Genomic DNA, 15,605 nt, shown 5'->3' on the forward strand with positions numbered 1-15,605 from the left:
CCACACCGTAACCGCCTGTGCACTCGGCGCACGCGCGGTGCCCGCCGCTCGATGCGGTCGCGGTTCCGCCCGCCAACCCTTCCGACGAGAGCTGTCCATGCACCAGTCGCGCCACGCCTGCACGTCCTCATCCCGTCGGACCCGGTCCGGATCCCTCGCCGTCGCCTCGCTGGCCGTCGCGGCCATCGCCACGGGCGGCCTCGGCGCCGCCCTCCTCGCCCCGGCGAGCGCGTTCGCCGCCACCGCCACCGTGGGCCTCGGCACCGCCGCCTCGTACTCGGTGCTCTCCGGCCAGGGCGTCACCAACACCGGCCCCACCACCCTCTCGGCGGACCTCGGCACCAGCCCGAACGCGGCCGTCTCGGGCTTCCCGCCCGGCGTCGTCGGCGGCGCCACGCACGCGGCCGACGCCGCTGCCGGCCAGGCGCAGTCCGACCTCACCACCGCGTACGACGACGCGGCCGGCCGGCCCAGCACCGCCGCCGTGCCCGCCGACCTCGTCGGATCCACCCTCACCCCCGGCGTCTACACGGCGGCCGGCCCGCTCGGCCTCACCGGCACGGTCACGCTCGACGCGCAGGGCGACCCGTCGGCGGTCTTCGTCATCCAGGCCCCGTCCACGCTCACGACGGGCTCGAGCAGCCGGGTGTCGCTCGTCAACGGCGCCCAGGCCTGCAACGTCTTCTGGCAGGTGTCGAGCTCCGCCACCCTCGGCACGAACTCGGGCTTCGCCGGCACGATCCTCGCGCTCACCTCCATCTCCGTCGGCACCGGCGCCACGGTCGACGGCCGCGCGCTCGCCCGCAACGGCGCCGTCACCCTCGACGACGACGCGTTCATCTCCTCCACCTGCGGCACCACCACCTCGCCCATCGGCTCGGGCACCACGCCCGTCGTCACCCCGACGCCGGCGCCCTCGTCCACCCCGGCGCCGTCGCCCACCCCCGGAGGATCCACCGGCGGCGGCACCGGCGGCACGACCGGCGGCTCCACGCCGACGCCGTCGCCCACCTCCGGCGTGCCGACGTCCAGCACCCCGCCCGGCGACGTGCCGCCCCCGTCCGGCCACCTCCCCCGCACCCGCGGCGACGGGGTCCGCCTCGTCATCGAGCTCGCCCTGGGCACGGCGGCCCTCGCGGCCGGCATCGTCGCGGTGATCGCCGTGCGGGCCCGCCGCCGCAGGCACTAGCCGCCGGAGCGCCGCACCCCGGACGCCCGTCCCCGCCTCACGCGGGGGCGGGCGTCCGTCATGCGCACGGCCCTGTCGCGGAGGAGGAGCCGGTCTAGGGTCGGCAGCAGGAGCGACGACGCTCCGATCCACCAGTCGACGAGGACCACCATGACGACGACGAGCCGCCCTCCGCGCAGCAGCACCGCCGACCGGCCGCCCCGTCCCCGCCGCTCCCGCATGGCCCGCCGCGAGGCGATGGCCGGCTACCTCTTCATCAGCCCGTGGATCGTCGGCTTCCTCGTCTTCACGCTCGGCGCGATGGTCTACAGCCTCGTGGTGTCGTTCAGCGACTACAACCTCGCGACCGACGTGGCCACGCCGGTCGGCACCGAGAACTACGAGCGCCTCTTCTCGGATCCGCGCGTGGCCCTCAGCCTCGGGAACACGCTCTTCTACGCCGTCCTCGCCGTGCCGTTCGAGGTCTGCCTCGCACTCCTGCTCGCGATCCTGCTCGCCCGCCTCGGCCGCGGCGCCGGCATCTTCCGCACCCTCTACTACCTGCCGAAGATGACCCCGACGGTCGCCACCGCGAGCGTCTTCCTGCTGCTGCTCAACGGCAACACGGGCGCCGTGAACGAGGGCCTCGAGGCGATCGGCATCGACGGCCCGCAGTGGCTCATCGACCCCGCGTGGGTGAAGCCGTCGATCGTGCTCATGACGCTGTGGGGCGTGAGCGGCACCATGGTGATCTTCCTCGCCGCCCTCAAGGACGTGCCGCGCGAGCTCTACGAGGTGTCGGCGCTCGACGGCGCCGGCCCGGTGCGCCAGTTCTTCTCCATCACCGTGCCCATGATCTCCGGCGCCATCTTCTTCAACGTCGTCGTGCTCACCATCGCCGCGCTGCAGGTCTTCGACCAGGCCTACCTGCTGTTCTGGCGGGATCAGACGAACGCGTCGCCGGACTCGTCGCTGTTCTACGGCGTGTACCTGTTCCAGCAGGCGTTCCGGTCGTTCGACTTCGGGTTCGCGGCCGCGATGGCGTGGCTGCTGTTCGTGATCGTGCTCGTCATCACGCTGATCCAGGTGAAGCTGAGCAACCGGTTCGTCTACTACGAGGGGGACCGCTGATGGCCGTCACCGACCGCTCGCCCGGCGCCGCCGCGACGCCCGCGCCCGCCGCCGCCACCGGGGATCCGCGCCTCGCCGCCGCCCTCACGCCGCTGCCGTCGCGGGATCCGTCGCCCGAGCGGCGCGACCCCGACCGCGTCCGCCGCGCCCGTTCCCGCATCGGCCGCGCCCTCATCACCGCGTTGCTCGTCGGCTTCGCGCTCCTGTTCCTCTACCCGTTCGCGTGGCTGCTCGCCGCGAGCCTCAAGCCGCGCGGCGAGGTGTTCGACAACTCCCTCTGGCCGCGCACGTTCACGCCGCAGAACTACGTCGAGGTGTGGGAGCAGCTGCCGCTCCTCGGCTGGATGGGGAACAGCCTGGCGATCGCGCTGCTCTCCGCCGCGCTCGTGTCGCTCTCGAGTGCGCTCGTGGCGTTCGGCTTCGCGTACTTCCGGTTCCCGGGCCGCAGGATCCTGTTCGGCCTGGTGCTCGCCACGATGATGCTGCCGGGCGCCGTGACGATGGTGCCGCAGTTCCTCATGTGGAAGAACCTCGGGCTCATCGGCACGTGGATCCCGCTGTTCGGCATGAACCTGTTCGGCTCGGCCTTCTACATCTTCCTGCAGCGCCAGTTCTTCCTCGGGCTGCCGCGGGAGCTCTTCGAAGCGGCGAGGCTCGACGGCGCCAGCTACTTCGGGATGTTCCGGCGGATCGCGCTGCCGCTGTCGATCCCGTCGTTCGTCATCATCTTCATCTTCGAGTTCCAGGCCAGCTGGAACAACCTGCAGGCGTCGCTCATCTACCTCAACGCCGGCAGCGTCGAGGGGTTCACGGTGCCGCTCGGCCTCTCCTACGCGATGACCGCGTTCAGCCCGACCAACGGCGGCCAGGGCGACTACCAGCTCGTGATGGTCGCGGCGCTGCTCGTGACGCTGCCGATGCTCGTGCTCTTCGCGTTCGGCCAGCGCTACTTCGTGGAGGGCATCGCGACGCAGGGGCGGAAGGGCTGAGTGATGTGAGCGAATCCTCACATCGGTGGGATGTGAGGAAATGCCCACATCCGGCGGAGGCCCGACGCAGGTCAGCTCCCGGAGTCGACGACCTTGAGGCCGACGACGCAGCCGACGAGACCCAGCAGCAGGAGCACCTTCACGACGCTCGCGGGCTCCTCGCCCGTGACGATCGCGTAGGTCACCGTGAGCGCCGCGCCGATCCCGACCCATACGGCGTAGGCGGTGCCCGTGCTGATCTCGCGCATCGCGTACGCGAGGCCGACCATGCTCAGCACGACGGCCACGGCGAAGACGATCGACGGCCCGAGCTTCGTGAACCCGGTGGACTTCCCGAGGGCGGTGGCCCAGACGGCCTCGAGCACCCCGGACACGATGAGGACGATCCACGACATGGCACTTCTCCTGGCCAGTCTTGTCGCGTTCCGGGTACTGATCCCTCGTCCGGGGGCGCGGATGGGCGCCCGTTCCCGACGCTACTCGGGCGCCCTGGTCACGGCGTGTGCAGATCGCCGGTCAGCGCGCCGCCTGCTCGTAGGCCCGCATGGCCGCGGTCTGCGCGTCGGCGAGCGCCTGCTCGGGCGTCTTGTCGCCGAGGAGCGTCGAGGCGACCGCGTTCTGCATCTCGCTCTGGATCTGCTGCCCGGCCGGGGATCCGCCGATCGAGCGGCCTTCCGCGACCACGTCGTAGAACGTCGCGATGGCCTGGTCGATGCCGTCGTCGCCGCTCGGCACGACGTGGGCGTCGCGGATGGCCTGGTCGGCGGCCGGGGATCCCGTGAACAGGCCCGTGTTGATGCCGCCGTTCTCCGTCACCGTGGCGGCGCGCACGTCGCCCGCCGCCTCCCACGACTCCTGGCTGGTGAGGTCGAGCATCCACGCGCAGGCGGCGTCCTTGTTGGTGGCGCCCGCGGGGATCACGAACGCGGATCCGCCGGCGACCGCGAACGGCTCGCCGTCGCTGTCGCGGAAGGGCACGGCCGAGATGTCGATGTCGTCGCGGTACGGCGCGACCACGTTGAGGTACCACTGGGCGTCGATCTGCGCGCCGACCTGGTCCTTCACGAACTGGTTGCCGTCGCCGAAGGTGTCGAACGCGTCGCTGAAGCTCTTCCCCTTGGCGTAGCCGCCCTGCGCGTCGGACAGCTGCTTCAGGAACTCGAGGCCGGGCAGGTTCGCGTCGTCGTCGAGGGTGGGCTTCCCGTCAGCGTCGACGAGCTGGCCGCCGAAGCCGAGCATCCAGAGCGCGGCCTGCGCGGTGGGCACGGCGTCGAGGCCGAGCACCGCGGGATCGCCGCCCGACTCGCGGTAGACCTTGCCGACCGCGTCGAGCAGCTGGTCCGGCTGCGAGGTGTCGAACTGGTCGCCCGAGACGCCGGCGGCGGAGAGCACGCGCTCGTTGAGGAGGATCGCCGGCGGCTGGAAGAACTGCGGCACCGCCCAGATCGCGTCGTCGTAGCGGATGTCGTTGGTGACGGACTCGTAGAAGCGCTCCGCGGGATCCACGTCGTGGGCCGCGTAGCACTGGTCGAGCGGGAGGATGAGGTCCTGCGCCGCGTAGGTCGCCACGAACTGGCGGTCCATCTGCACGACGTCGGGCGTCTGGCCGCACGCGACGCGGGTCGTGAACTTCTGCGCGTCGAACGCGGTGGAGTCGAGGTCGATCTCCACGCCCGAGAGCGCGTCGGCCGCGTGGGCGAGGCGGGCCTCGCCCACGTCGTCCGCGCCGTCGAACGCCCACGCCTTCAGCGTGCCGGTGGCCTCCGTGGTGAAGGAGGCGTCGGCCGCGCCGGTGCCGCCGGATCCGCATCCCGCGAGCAGCATGGCCGTGGCGGCCGTGGCGATCACCGCGAGCGTCCTGCGTGTCTGGGTCATGTGGATCCCTCCGAGAGCACCGGGCCTCGTCGCCCGTCCCTCGAACGTACGCCGCTTCCGGCGGCGCGATCCGGGCGGCGGCGCGGGTCCTGCGTCAGGAGAGGAGGAGCTCCACCATCGCGTCGCGCGCGCGGGCGCCCTCGGGGATGGGCATGAGCGCGTACACGTGCAGGAGGTTCGGCTCCACGTGGATCCGGACGGGATGCCCGACCGCGGCCGCCTTCCGCTCGAAGGCGCGCGCGTCGGCGAAGAGGATGTCGTGCGTGCCCGAGAACACCGTGACGCGGCCGAGCCCCGCGAGCGAGCCGTGCAGCGGGCTCACCCGCGGATCCTCCACCGGCAGGTCGCCGCGCCACGACTCGACGGCGGCGCGCATGCCGTCGACCGCGAGCCACGGGTCGGTCGGCTGGATGCGGGCGATGAGCGGATCCGTGAACGACAGGTCGAGCGCGGGCGACAGCAGCACGACGTCGCGCGGCGCGGGCACGCCCCGGTCGCGGAGCGCCATCGCGGTGGACAGGGCGATCTGCCCGCCGGCCGAGTCGCCCATCAGCGTGACGCTCCCGGGACCGACCTCGGCCACGAGCGCCTCCGCGAGGTCGGCCGTGCGCTCGACGACCTCGGCGGCCGTGGCCGACGGGACGAGCGGGTAGATGGGCACGGTGAACGTCGTGCCCGTGCGGCGGGCGAGCCCCGCGACGAGCCACCAGTGGAACGGGCTGATCTCGTGGGTCCAGCCGCCGCCGTGCGCGTACAGCGCGCGACGCCGGGACGCCGGACCCGTCGGGGTCACCTCGTACACGTGCCAGCCGCCCTGGATCCGGGCGGTCACCCGCACCCCGCGGAGCAGCGGCGGCGGCGCGAAGGCACCCGGCCGCACCACGCGGCGGTGCGCGCCGCCCATCGTGCGCGCGGGCGACGCGAACTCCCCCTGCCTGCCGACCAGCGCGATCACGGGCGGGACGAGGCGGGACAGCAGGCTGCGGCGGGTGCGGGTCATGGCGGGGTCGGCTCGGATCGGCTCAGCTGGCCGCGCTGTACCACTTGGAGACGAGGTGGTCGGCCTCCACGCGGCGGATGGTGCCCGAGTGCGAGCGGAGCACGATGCTCGAGGTGCGGATCATGCCGCGGTGCCGGGTGACGCCCGCGACGAGCGCGCCGTCGGTGACGCCGGTGGCGACGAAGTACGCGTTGTCGCCCGTGACGAGGTCGTCCTGGTCGAGGATCCGGTCGAGGTCGTGGCCCGCGTCGATCGCGCGCTGCCGCTCGGCGTCGTCCTTGGGCGCGAGGCGCGAGAGGAGGACGCCGCCCAGCGCCTTGATGGCGCACGCGGTGATGATGCCCTCGGGGGTGCCGCCGATGCCGACGCACATGTCGATGCGCGAGTCGGGGCGGGCCGCGTTGATGCCGCCCGCGACGTCGCCGTCGAGCAGGAGGCGGGTGGAGGCGCCGGCCGCGCGGATCTGCGCGATGAGGTCGGCGTGGCGCGGACGGTCGAGCACGGCGACCTGCATGTCCTCGACCGCGAGGCCCTTCGCGTCTGCCAGCGCGCGGATGTTCTCGCCGATGGGCCGGTCGAGGTCGACGACGCCGCGACCCTCGGGACCGGTGACGAGCTTGTCCATGTAGAAGACGGCCGACGGGTCGAACATGCTGCCGCGGTCGCTCACCGCGATGACCGAGAGGGCGTTCATGCGGCCGGCGGCGGTGAGGCTCGTGCCGTCGATGGGATCCACCGCGATGTCGCACGCCGGGCCGAAGCCGTTGCCGACGTGCTCGCCGTTGAACAGCATCGGCGCCTCGTCCTTCTCGCCCTCGCCGATGACGACGAGGCCGTCGAAGGCGACGGTGCCGAGGAACTTGCGCATCGCGTCGACCGCGGCGCCGTCGGCGGCGTTCTTGTCGCCCTTGCCGATGAAGGGGGCGGAGCGGATGGCCGCGGCCTCGGTGGCGCGGACGAGCTCCATCCCGAGGTTGCGATCCGGATTCGAGTAGTTCTCCTCGGTCATGTGGGGTCCTCCCGTAGAGACGTGCGCGGGCGGCTCCGTCGACTCCGCAGGTGCGTCCCTACGATCCTACGGCGGGGCTGCCGGCCTTCCAGCTGCCGCCCGCGATGTACCGGACCATCACGTTGAGGGTGGCGACGAAGGGCACCGCGAAGAGGGCACCGGCGACGCCGCCGACGTAGGAGCCCGCCGCGACGGCGAGCACCACGGCGAGCGGGTGCACGTGCACGGCCCCGCCCATCACGAGCGGCTGCAGCACGTGCGACTCGAGCAGGTGCACGCCGACGACGGCGACCAGCATGATCACCGCCTGCAGCGGCCCCACGAACACGAGCGCGATGACCACCGCGAACGCCCCGGAGACGATGGCCCCGACGACCGGGATGAAGGACGCGAGGAACACGAGGACCGCGATGGGGATCGCGAGCGGCAGGCCGAGCAGCCACGCGGCGATGCCGATGCCGACCGCGTTGCCGGCCGCCACGAAGATCTGCACGCGCGTGAAGGCGGAGAGCGTGCCCCAGCCCGCGCGGCCCGCGCCGTCGATCGCCGGGCGCGCGCGGCGGGGGAAGACGGAGACGACGAAGCGCCAGATGCCGCGCCCGTCGATGAGCACGATGACGATGGTGAAGAAGGCGAGCAGCGCGCCCGTGACGAGGTGGCCGACGCCGAGCCCCGCGTCGAGCGCGCCGGTGAGGAGCGCCTCGCGGCTGTTCTCGATGGCCTTGCCCGCGGAGGCGAGCAGCGCGTCGTAGTCGGACGGCACCACGTTGAACGGCGGCTGCGCGAGCAGGTCGCGCACGGACTGGAACCGCTCCATCGCCTCGCGCTGCAGCGTGGGGATGCCCGTGCGGATCTCCGTGACGAGCAGGAGCACGAGCCCGGAGATGACGACGGCGGTGCCGAGCAGCGTCGAGGTGATGGCGACCCAGGCCGGCCACCGGCGCTTCCGCAGGGCGCCCACCAGCGGCTCCAGCAGCGCGCAGACGAGGAGGCCGATGAGGAACGGGATGACCACCTCCTTGACCGCGATGAGGATCCACACGGCCGCCGCCACCGCGATGCCGATGACGAGCAGGCGCCACGACCACTCGGCCGCGAGCAGGACGCCCGGGGTGACGCCGCGCCCGGCGGCGCGGCCGGCGTGCGGGGCGGCGGGCGCGGGCTGGCCCGGCGAGGGCTCGACGTCGTGGGACATGGCGGTGCTCCGATCTCGATGCGCGGGAGGCCACCTCGCTCGGAGGGAGGGCCAGGCGCCCATCATGGCGGTGCGCGCGGGCCGGCGGCCCGCGATGTCCCGCATGCGTGCGCATGAGGATCCTCCGCGCCGCTGTGCGGGATCCGTGCATCGTGCCGGGCCCCGCCGCGCGCCGTGCGCCGCGACGGTCAGCGCGCGGCCGCGACCGCCCCCGCCGCCCGCGCGTCGGCGGGCTCCTCGACGTCGGCGATCCGCCCGTCCACGACCCGGACCAGCCGGTCGAGCGACGCCCGGTGCACGAGGTCGTGGGTCACGAGCAGGGTCGCGGTGCCCTGCTGGTGGCTGAGCTGCGCGATGAGGTCCATGGTCTCCGCGCCGCGCTCCTGGTCGAGCGCGCTCGTCGGCTCGTCGACGAGGAGGACGGACGGGTCGTTCACGAGCGCCCGCGCGATGGCGACGCGCTGCCGCTGGCCGCCGGAGAGCTGCGCGGGGCGCTTGCCGGCGTGGGCGGCGAGGCCCACGGCGTCCAGCAGGGCGTCCGCGCGACGACGGACGGCGCGACGCCGCACGGATCCCCCGCCGCCGCCGAGCTCGGCCATCACCAGCAGCTGCTCCCGCGCCGTGAGCGAGGGCACGAGGTTCGACTGCTGGAACACGATCCCGATGCCGTCGCGCCGCAGCGCCGTCGCCTCCTTCCTGCTGAGGGTCGCGGCGTCGACGTCGCCGATCAGCACGCGGCCGGAGTCGGGCCGGATCAGCGTGGCGGTGACCGCGAGGATCGACGACTTGCCGGAGCCGGACGGCCCGGTGATCCCGGTGACCAGGCCCGCGGGCGCCGTGAGCGTCACGTGGTCGACCGCGGTGATGCGGGAGTCCCCGTCGGGGAAGGTGAGGGTGACGTCGTCGAGGTGGATCATCGGTTGCTCCCGAGTGCGGTGAGGGGGTCGGCGTGGGTGACGGTGCGGAGCGCGACGGCGGCGCCGGCGAGCCCGAGGACGGCCATGGCGGCCGCCGGGAGGAGGGTGGTGAGCGGGCTCAGCAGGAACGGGAGGGCGCCGCCGGCGAGCGTGCCGAGGCCGACGACCGCGGCCATCCCGACGCCGATGCCCAGGACCAGGACGACGAGCGCCTGGCCCAGCGCGTCGCGGATGAGGGACGCGTCGGAGGCGCCGAGGGCCTTCAGGACGGCGACGTCGCCCGCGCGCTGCATGGTCCACACGGTGAAGAAGGCGCCGACGACGAGGGCGGAGACGCCGAACAGCATCGCGATCATGAGGGCGAGGGATCCGATCTCCGACTTGAAGGTCTCGAGCGCGCCGAGGCTCGCGAGGGCGGGCGACGCGGAGGTGCGGGTGACGCTCGCGGCGGCGGCCCAGTCCGGGGATCCGGAGACGGCGAGCACGGTCGCGTCGCCGTCGCCGCCGAGCCGCCGGTCGGCGTCCGCCCACGCGGCCGGCGTGAGCGCGACGACGGGCGTGTGGCTGTAGGAGGCGTCGCCGCCGACCGAGGCGACGTCGTAGGCGGCGCCCGCGATCGTGATCCGGTCGCCGACGGCCGCGTGCAGGGCGTGGGCCGCCTCCGAGGAGAGCCCGACCTCGTCGTCCGCGGAGGGAGCGAGGCCGGTGACCGTGGAGGCCGGTGCGCCGTGCGGGACCCCGAAGAGGGCGACGGCGACCGCATCCGATCCCGGCACGGTCGCCCGGCCCTGCGCGATGCCGACGGGCGTCACGGCCGTGACCCCGGCGGTGCCGCGCCAGGCGGCGACCGTGGCGTCGTCGAGCGACGACTGCGAGAGCGACGGCTGCCCGGAGTCCGGCTGCGCGAGCACGAGGCGGTCCCCGGGGAGGCCGAGCACGGCCGACACGTCCTGCGCGGCGAGCCCGCCGGTCAGTCCCGCGAGGAACCCCACGAGCAGGGTGATGAGGGCGACGACCGCGCCGATGAGCACGAACCTCCCCCGGGCGAATCGGAGATCACGCCAGGCGACGAACACGGTGGATCCTTCCGGCGCCGGGGTCCCTCCCCACCGCCGTGATCAGCCTCGCCGTCGGGCTCCCCGCGGCCATCGGGGAGAGGTTCGGTCCCTGCTTCCCACTTTCGATGGATCCCATCCCCCGCGGGCCGCCGTACGCTCCAGGGGACATGGCCCACAGCACCCTCTCCCCCGTGTTCGTGGGACTCCGCACCGGACTGCACGTGCTCGTCGCCGCGCTGCTCGCGCTCGTGGTGGTGCGCGTGCTCGTCGCGGACTCGCCGCGGACGGGGCCGGCGCTCGCGCTCGCCGCCGCGTTCGCCGTGCTGTACCTGCTCGGCGCCCGGGTGCGGCTGGTGCGCGAATCGCGCCGGGCCGCGGTCGGCGCCCTCTGGATCACCGCGCTCACCGCCGCGTGGATCGCGCTCCTCGTGCTGGTGCCGGACGCCGCCTACCTCGTCTTCCCGCTCTTCTTCCTCTACCTGCACGCCCTGCCGCGCGCCGCCGGGCCGATCGCCGTGGTGGTCGCGACCCTCGTCGCCGTGGTGGCGCTCGGGCTGCACGGCGGCTTCACCATCGGCGGGGTGATCGGGCCGCTCGTCGGCGCGGGCGTGGCCCTGCTCATCGGCCTCGGCTACCGCGCGCTCGCGCGGGAGTCGGCCGAGCGGGAGGCGCTCCTCGCGGAGCTCATCGCCACGCGCGACCTGCTCGCCGCGACGGAGCGGGAGCAAGGGGTGCTGACGGAGCGCGCGCGGCTCGCGCGGGAGATCCACGACACGGTCGCGCAGGGCCTCAGCAGCATCCAGATGCTGCTGCACGCGGCCGAGGCGGCCGACGGCGACCGGCCGGGCCTCGACCACATCCGCCTGGCCCGGGCCACCGCCGCCGACGGGCTCGCCGACACGCGCCGCTTCATCCGGGAGCTCGCGCCTCCCTCGCTCGACGCGGGGCTCGGCGCGGCGCTCGGGCGGCTGAGCGCGCAGTGGCACCGGGAGGGGCTCCGCATCGACGTCGCCGTGCCGCCGCTCGAGTCGCGACTGCCGATGGACGTGCAGACGGCCCTGCTGCGCATCGCCCAGGGCGCCGTCGCGAACGTCGCGCAGCACGCCGAAGCGAGCGTCGTGGCGATCGGCCTCGCCGTCACGGCCACGCACGCGACCCTCACGGTGCGCGACGACGGCGCGGGCTTCGACCCGGCCCGGGTGGCCGCCGACGCCGGCGCGTCCGACTCGTTCGGCCTCCGCGCCATGGCGCAGCGCGTCGAGCAGCTCGGTGGCACGCTCGACGTCGACAGCGCGCCCGGCCGGGGCACCACCATCACGGCGATCCTGGAGGTGGGGGCCTCGTGATCCGCATCGTCATCGCCGACGACCACCCCGTGGTCCGCGCCGGGCTGCACGCCGTCCTCGACGCCGCGGCCGACATCGACGTCATCGGGGAGGCGGCGACGCCCGCCGAAGCCGTCGCGCTCGCGGAGTCCGAGGATCCCGACCTCGTGCTGATGGACCTCCAGTTCGGCCAGGAGCGCACGGGCGCCGATGCGACCCGGCAGATCCGGGCAGCGGAGGCGGCGCCGTACGTGCTGATCCTCACCAACTACGACAGCGACGGCGACATCCTCGGCGCGGTGGAGGCCGGCGCCAGCGGCTACCTCCTCAAGGACGCGCCTCCGGCCGAGCTGCTCGCGGCGGTGCGCGCGGCCGCGGCCGGCGAGAGCGCGCTGGCGCCCGCGGTCGCGAGCCGTCTGCTGGCCCGGATGCGCGCCCCGCGGGTGAGCCTGTCGTCGCGCGAGATCGAGGTGCTGCGGCTCGTCGCCGACGGCGCGTCGAACACCGACGTCGCCGCGCGCCTGCACATCACCGACGCGACCGTGAAGTCGCACCTCGTGCACGTCTTCTCGAAGCTCGGCGTGAGCTCGCGGACGGGCGCGGTCGCGGCGGCGCGGGAGATGGGCGTGCTGCGCTGACGCACGCCTGCCCGCTCGCCGGGCGGCCACCCCGTGCACGCAGAAGGGCCCCGGTCTCCCGGGGCCCTTCGCGCGGATCCCGGGCTGCGCGCGAGGCGCGGTGCCGGATCCGTCTGGCGGTGGCGGTGGGATTTGAACCCACGGTGGAGTCTCCCCCACACACGCTTTCGAGGCGTGCTCCTTAGGCCGCTCGGACACGCCACCGGGATCGAGTGTAGTACAGGGCCAAGGCGGAGCCGCACGGGGCGGACGGCCGCGGATCAGCGCACGTGCGCCAGCGCGCGCACGACGACGGGCACCTCGATGCGCACCGGGACGGCGGCGATGCGGGCCGCGCGCGGGAGCGTCACCGGCGTCGACGCGTCGACCACGCGGATCCCCCGCACCTCGACCGCAGCCGGCACGGGCACCGCGATGAGGTCGCCTGCCGCCAGGTCCGCGGGAAGCCGGACGGCCTGGCCGCCGACCTCCGCGGGGCGCGCCGCGGCGGTGGACGCGCGGCCGATGAGCCGCGCCTCGGCCCATGCGCAGGCGAGGCCCGCGACGTCCGCGTCGACGAGGAGGGCGCGCGGGGCGTCGGCGGTCGCGGGGGCGACGGCGAGGATCCGCAGCACGACCGCCGAGGCGCGGGCCGTGCGCGACGCGCGTGCGCCGCTGCCCCGCTCGACCGCGGCCGCCGTGGTCGTGCAGGGCGTGCCGCGCTCCGCGGCGAGCGCGACGAGCGACACCTCGCCGACGCGCAGGTCGGTCGTGGTGGCGACGGTGCCCGCGGGCCAGAGGGCGGCGGCGAGCGGATCCGGGATGCTGCGGCGGAGCGACGGGAGGATCGCGGTGAGGGTCATGGCAGCAGGTCTACCGCCGCGGACGTCGGCGGGAGCCGACCCTCACGGAAACCGTGCGGCCGGACGCGCGACCCTCACGGGATCCGCACGGACGTGGACCCCGCGGGTGCTCCGGGCGCGCAGCGGGCATGCTCGAGGGATCCCGTCCGCTCGTCCCGAAGGAGACCCGTGCCCGAGAACCGCGACCCCGCCCTCCCCTGGCTCCTCTTCGACATCGGCGGGGTGCTCATCACGAAGCCGGACGACATCGGCGCGATCAGCCGCGCGCTCGATCCCGATGCCCCCGGTGGCGCGGACGCGGAGGCCCGCGTTCGCGCCGCGTTCGACGCGCACCGCGAGCCGTACGACCGCGGCGGCAGCGCGCGGGAGTTCTGGGAGGCCGTCGCCCGCGACCTCGGCCTGCCCGCGCCCGGCGAGGATGACCTCGCGGAGCTCGTCGCGATCGAGCAACGCCGCTGGGGAGCGCCGGACGACGAGACGCTCGCCGCCCTGGATCGCGCCGTCGCCGCGGGCTACCCGCTCGCGATCCTCTCCAACGCGCCGCACGAGCTCGCCGACGTGCTCGAGGATCCCGCGGGCTGGGGCGGGCGCTTCGATGTGGTGCTGGTGAGCGCGCGGATCGGCATGGCCAAGCCCGACGCCGACGTCTGGCAGCACGCCGTCGAGCGCCTCGGCAGCCCGGCCGACCGGATCGTCTTCGTCGACGACAAGCCCGCGAACGTCGACGCGGCGCGCGCAGCCGGCATCCATGCCCACGTCTGGGATGGCCTCGGCACGCTCGACCGGATCCTCGACGGCACGCTCGCCTGACGCGGGGCGCCGCTCCTACGGCTGCGCCGCCCGGAGCGTCACGCGACCCTCCACGATGGCCGCCGCGACGACCGGCATGGCCGTGCTCGTGCTGCGGGCCTCGCGGCGGATCAGCCGGAACGCCTCGTCCATGTCGACGCCGAGGGTGTGCGCGATGACGCCCTTGGCCTGCTCGATGACCACCCGGCTGTCGAGCGCGTGGCGGAGCTGGTCGTGCACGACGCTGCTGTCGTGGATGATCCGCTCCTGCAGCACGCTGATGGTCGCCACGTCCGCGAGCGCCTGCGCGGCCGTCGCGTCCGCCTCGTTGAGCACGCCCTCGTGCTCGCGGAAGAGGTTGAGCGACCCGATGACCTGCCCGCGCAGCCGCAGCGGGATCGCGTGCACCGACACGTACCCCGCGCCCGCCGCCTGCGCCGAGAAGGCCGGCCAGCGGTGGGCGATCGCGCGCACGTCGGCGACGGACACGACCCGGCCGGTGGTCACGGCCTCGACGCACGGGCCCTCGCCGACCTCGAGCTGCATCAGCCCGACCAGGCGGCTCTTCTCGCTCGTGGACGCGACGACCTCGAGGTGCTGGGCGTCCGGGCCGATGATGATGCCGGACGCGCTCGCGTCGAACAGCAGGGTCGCCTGGTCGACGAGCGTCTGGAGCAGGTCGAGCACGTCGTAGCCGCTCACGAGCGAGTCGGCGAGGCTCACGAAGGTGCGGACGAGCTGCGCTTCCCGGGTCTCCGGCATCGTGGTTCCTCTGGGTCCATCCGGCGCGGTCGGGCGGTGGCGGGGCGGGCCCGCGGAGGGCGGCGAGCGCGCGGACCCGCCACTTGCATCCCACTCTGCCCCCGCGGGTCCTCGGCGACTAGGAGAGCGCGGCGGCGGGGATGATGGAGGCATGACGCAGTCCCCCGACGCCCCCGCCCGCCGCGACGACGAGGGGACGCCGGGATCCGCTCCGACGGGCGGCCGCGGCGCGCTGCCGACCATCGGGATCCTCGGCGCCGGCAAGGTCGGCACCGTGCTCGCCCGCCGCGCGATCGCCGCCGGGCACCCGGTGCTCATCTCCGGATCCGGCGACCCGTCGCGCATCGCCCTCATCGTCGACGTGCTCGCGCCCGGGGCGGTCGCCACCACCTCGGCGGACGCGGCCGCGCGCGCCGACGTCGTGATCCTCGCGCTCCCCCTCGGCAAGCTGCCCTCCGTCCCTGTCGCCCAGCTCGCGGGGAAGCTCGTGGTCGACGCCATGAACTACTGGTGGGAGGTCGACGGCCACCGCGACGACCTCGCGAACCCCGCCTCCTCCACGAGCGAGCTCGTGCAGGACTTCCTCCCGGACTCGACGATCGTCAAGGCCTTCAACCACATGGGGTACCACGACCTCGACGAGGGGCCCCGGCCGTCGGGCTCGCCCGGCCGCAAGGGCATCGCGGTCGCGGGCGACGACGACCGGGCGCGCGCGACCGTGGCGGCCCTCGTGGACGCGTTCGGCTTCGACCCGGTGGACATCGGATCCCTCAGCGCCGGCCGCGTGCTCGAGCCCGGCCGCTCGCTCTTCGGCGTGAACGTCGACGCGGAGGAGATCCGACGCCTGGTCGCGCTCGAGGCGGCGGACGTGCGCGCCTCCTCCGCCGCCGCCGAGTAGCGAGCGCGC

Annotated in this window: 16 protein-coding genes, 1 tRNA gene and 1 riboswitch; of the genes, 7 read left to right on the forward strand and 10 right to left on the reverse strand. The window is 74.2% G+C overall.

Annotated features, from left to right (window positions below; translation table 11 throughout):
- Positions 1 to 97: 97 nt before the first annotated feature.
- The 3 genes from ITJ40_RS11200 to ITJ40_RS11210 all read left to right on the forward strand — a co-directional run bounded on the left by ITJ40_RS11200 (position 98) and on the right by ITJ40_RS11210 (position 3,288).
- Entirely contained in the window at positions 98 to 1,189 is a 1,092-nt protein-coding gene (locus ITJ40_RS11200) for an ice-binding family protein (RefSeq protein WP_194667150.1), read from the forward strand.
- A 150-nt stretch (positions 1,190 to 1,339) separates the two neighbouring features.
- Positions 1,340 to 2,299, forward strand: coding sequence for a carbohydrate ABC transporter permease (locus ITJ40_RS11205; RefSeq protein WP_194667151.1), 960 nt, complete (start codon positions 1,340 to 1,342; stop codon positions 2,297 to 2,299).
- A complete protein-coding gene (locus ITJ40_RS11210) occupies positions 2,299 to 3,288 on the forward strand; it encodes a carbohydrate ABC transporter permease (protein WP_194667152.1) in 990 nt (329 codons plus the stop codon). Before ITJ40_RS11205 ends, ITJ40_RS11210 begins: the two co-directional genes overlap by 1 nt.
- A 71-nt stretch (positions 3,289 to 3,359) precedes the next feature.
- On the opposite strand, the gene ITJ40_RS11215 is transcribed toward ITJ40_RS11210, so the two are convergent.
- The 7 genes from ITJ40_RS11215 to ITJ40_RS11245 form a co-directional block, all read right to left on the reverse strand.
- Positions 3,360 to 3,683, reverse strand: coding sequence for a multidrug efflux SMR transporter (locus tag ITJ40_RS11215; RefSeq protein WP_194667153.1), 324 nt, complete (start codon positions 3,681 to 3,683; stop codon positions 3,360 to 3,362).
- A 9-nt stretch (positions 3,684 to 3,692) separates the two neighbouring features.
- Positions 3,693 to 3,757, reverse strand: a riboswitch (guanidine-III (ykkC-III) riboswitch).
- A 47-nt stretch (positions 3,758 to 3,804) separates the two neighbouring features.
- The gene (locus ITJ40_RS11220) at positions 3,805 to 5,163 is read right to left on the reverse strand and encodes an ABC transporter substrate-binding protein (RefSeq protein WP_194667154.1); all 1,359 of its coding nucleotides are present in this window, start codon (positions 5,161 to 5,163) and stop codon (positions 3,805 to 3,807) included.
- 94 nt (positions 5,164 to 5,257) lie between these two features.
- Positions 5,258 to 6,163: an alpha/beta hydrolase fold domain-containing protein gene (locus tag ITJ40_RS11225; protein WP_194667155.1), complete on the reverse strand. Its 906-nt coding sequence runs from the start codon at positions 6,161 to 6,163 to the stop codon at positions 5,258 to 5,260.
- 22 nt (positions 6,164 to 6,185) lie between these two features.
- On the reverse strand, positions 6,186 to 7,172 hold the full coding sequence (gene glpX, locus ITJ40_RS11230; RefSeq protein ID WP_194667156.1) for a class II fructose-bisphosphatase: 987 nt from the start codon (positions 7,170 to 7,172) through the stop codon (positions 6,186 to 6,188).
- Between the two features lie 58 nt (positions 7,173 to 7,230).
- Positions 7,231 to 8,367 carry an AI-2E family transporter gene (locus tag ITJ40_RS11235; RefSeq protein WP_194667157.1) on the reverse strand — a complete coding sequence of 379 codons (1,137 nt, stop codon included), beginning with the start codon at positions 8,365 to 8,367 and terminating at the stop codon, positions 7,231 to 7,233.
- Positions 8,368 to 8,555: 188 nt separating this feature from the next.
- Positions 8,556 to 9,284: an ABC transporter ATP-binding protein gene (locus tag ITJ40_RS11240; protein ID WP_194667158.1), complete on the reverse strand. Its 729-nt coding sequence runs from the start codon at positions 9,282 to 9,284 to the stop codon at positions 8,556 to 8,558.
- Entirely contained in the window at positions 9,281 to 10,360 is a 1,080-nt protein-coding gene (locus ITJ40_RS11245) for an ABC transporter permease (protein WP_194667159.1), read from the reverse strand. Before ITJ40_RS11245 ends, ITJ40_RS11240 begins: the two co-directional genes overlap by 4 nt.
- Before the next feature lie 149 nt (positions 10,361 to 10,509).
- Between ITJ40_RS11245 and ITJ40_RS11250 the strand changes: the two genes are divergently transcribed.
- Positions 10,510 to 11,688, forward strand: a complete 1,179-nt coding sequence (locus tag ITJ40_RS11250; protein WP_194667160.1) for a sensor histidine kinase — start codon at positions 10,510 to 10,512, stop codon at positions 11,686 to 11,688.
- Positions 11,685 to 12,305 carry a response regulator transcription factor gene (locus ITJ40_RS11255; RefSeq protein ID WP_194667161.1) on the forward strand — a complete coding sequence of 207 codons (621 nt, stop codon included), beginning with the start codon at positions 11,685 to 11,687 and terminating at the stop codon, positions 12,303 to 12,305. Before ITJ40_RS11250 ends, ITJ40_RS11255 begins: the two co-directional genes overlap by 4 nt.
- Before the next feature lie 114 nt (positions 12,306 to 12,419).
- On the opposite strand, the gene ITJ40_RS11260 is transcribed toward ITJ40_RS11255, so the two are convergent.
- Positions 12,420 to 12,509 (reverse strand) — tRNA-Ser (locus tag ITJ40_RS11260).
- A gap of 56 nt (positions 12,510 to 12,565) precedes the next feature.
- On the reverse strand, positions 12,566 to 13,147 hold the full coding sequence (locus ITJ40_RS11265; RefSeq protein ID WP_194667162.1) for a hypothetical protein: 582 nt from the start codon (positions 13,145 to 13,147) through the stop codon (positions 12,566 to 12,568).
- A 168-nt stretch (positions 13,148 to 13,315) separates the two neighbouring features.
- Here ITJ40_RS11265 and ITJ40_RS17450 point away from each other — a divergent pair, with 168 nt between their 5' ends.
- On the forward strand, positions 13,316 to 13,957 hold the full coding sequence (locus ITJ40_RS17450) for an HAD family phosphatase (RefSeq protein ID WP_194667163.1): 642 nt from the start codon (positions 13,316 to 13,318) through the stop codon (positions 13,955 to 13,957).
- Positions 13,958 to 13,972: 15 nt separating this feature from the next.
- On the opposite strand, the gene ITJ40_RS11275 is transcribed toward ITJ40_RS17450, so the two are convergent.
- Positions 13,973 to 14,698, reverse strand: a complete 726-nt coding sequence (locus tag ITJ40_RS11275; protein WP_194667164.1) for a GAF and ANTAR domain-containing protein — start codon at positions 14,696 to 14,698, stop codon at positions 13,973 to 13,975.
- A gap of 151 nt (positions 14,699 to 14,849) precedes the next feature.
- On the opposite strand from ITJ40_RS11275, the gene ITJ40_RS11280 reads away from it, so the two are divergent.
- Positions 14,850 to 15,596 (forward strand): NADPH-dependent F420 reductase, encoded by a 747-nt coding sequence (locus ITJ40_RS11280; RefSeq protein ID WP_194667165.1) that lies wholly within the window; start codon positions 14,850 to 14,852, stop codon positions 15,594 to 15,596.
- The last annotated feature ends 9 nt before the right edge of the window (positions 15,597 to 15,605 follow it).

The sequence above is a fragment of the Clavibacter sp. VKM Ac-2872 genome (assembly GCF_015351105.1).
Classification (GTDB): Bacteria; Actinomycetota; Actinomycetes; order Actinomycetales; family Microbacteriaceae; genus Clavibacter.